This window comes from Billgrantia desiderata (assembly GCF_900108215.1).
Classification (GTDB): Bacteria; Pseudomonadota; Gammaproteobacteria; order Pseudomonadales; family Halomonadaceae; genus Halomonas; species Halomonas desiderata.
The window spans coordinates 1-1,386 of sequence record NZ_FNVC01000055.1 but is presented as its reverse complement, the minus strand read 5'-3'; the positions used below and the strand labels follow the sequence as shown (position 1 = coordinate 1,386).

At 65.9% G+C, this 1,386-nt stretch carries 1 protein-coding gene; it reads left to right on the top strand.

Annotated features, from left to right (window positions below):
• Window positions 1-60: 60 nt before the first annotated feature.
• A partial coding sequence (gene ltrA / locus C4S71_RS22250; RefSeq protein ID WP_103970591.1) for a group II intron reverse transcriptase/maturase occupies window positions 61-1,386 on the top strand: 1,326 nt, incomplete at its 3' end.

Here is a 1,386-nt window from a genome sequence, read left to right as displayed (position 1 = left end):
CGGCACCAAGGGCCGAACATGAAGAACCGCGAGTAGGCGATGACGTCTCGAGGATCGATCATGAAGACAGAAAGTGGCGCTGATACCGCCACCCACCCAGAGGGGCAGGGGCAGTACCCTGAGTCCCGGCCGGTGGGCGTCGAGACGAACCCGGCGTCGTCATCGTGGACGAAAGCGGAGCCCGCCCCGCTCATGGAGGCCGTGGTAGAGAAGGCCAACATGGCGCGGGCTTACCGAAGGGTGATCGCCAACAAGGGGGCGCCGGGTGCCGACGGCATGACGGTCCACCAGTTGGCCGACCATCTGAAGGAGTGCTGGCCAACGCTGTGCGAACGGCTACTGGCCGGTGAGTACCACCCCAGCCCGATCCGAGCCGTCGAGATTCCCAAGCCCAAGGGTGGAACGCGACAGCTCGGCATCCCCACGGTTACCGACCGGCTGATCCAGCAGGCGCTGCTTCAGGTGCTGACGCCGATTTTCGATCCGGATTTCTCCGCATCGAGCTACGGCTACCGCCCTGGGCGCAGTGCCCAGCAGGCCGTCTCGGCGATGAAGGCCCATGTCACCGCCGGCCACCGCTGGGTGGTCGACCTCGATCTGGAAGCCTTCTTCGACCGGGTGAATCACGACCTGCTGATGGCACGGGTCGCGCGCCGCGTCCGCGACAAGCGAGTGTTGCGCCTGATCCGACGCTATCTGGAAGCCGGGATGTTCCAGGACGGCCTGGCCGCGCCACGCCGGCAGGGAACGCCCCAAGGTGGACCGCTGAGTCCGCTGCTGGCGAACATCCTGCTGGACGACGTGGACAAGGAACTGGAACGCCGGGGCCACCGCTTCTGCCGCTACGCCGACGACATGCAGGTGTACGTCAGGAGTCGGCGGGCGGGCGAGCGCGTCATGGCCAGCCTGAGTGATTATCTCGAGAGCTCGCTCAGGCTCACGGTCAATCGCGACAAGAGCGCAGTGGACCGCCCCTGGAACCGGGAGTATCTGGGCTACACGCTGACCCGACACAAGCTGCCGAAGCTGACGCTGGCCAAGGCCAGCTTGCAGCGCCTGATGCAACGTGTCCGCGAGATCCTCAAGCGCGGCAGGGGGCGCAACATCCAACGAGTCACCGAGGAGCTGACACCGGTCCTGCGGGGCTGGGCCAACTACTTCTCCCTTGTTGATGTGAAGCGTCCGCTGGAAACGCTGGATGGTTGGATACGTCGCCGACTGCGCTGCGTGATCTGGCGGCAGTGGAAGCGCCCGCGGACCCGGTGCCGCAAGCTTCTGGCACTGGGGCTGGACGACTATCGGGCGTGGAAGTCAGCGGGAAATGGGCGAGGCGCCTGGTGGAACGCCGGGGCCTCGCACATGAATCAGGCCCTGCCAAGGAAGTGG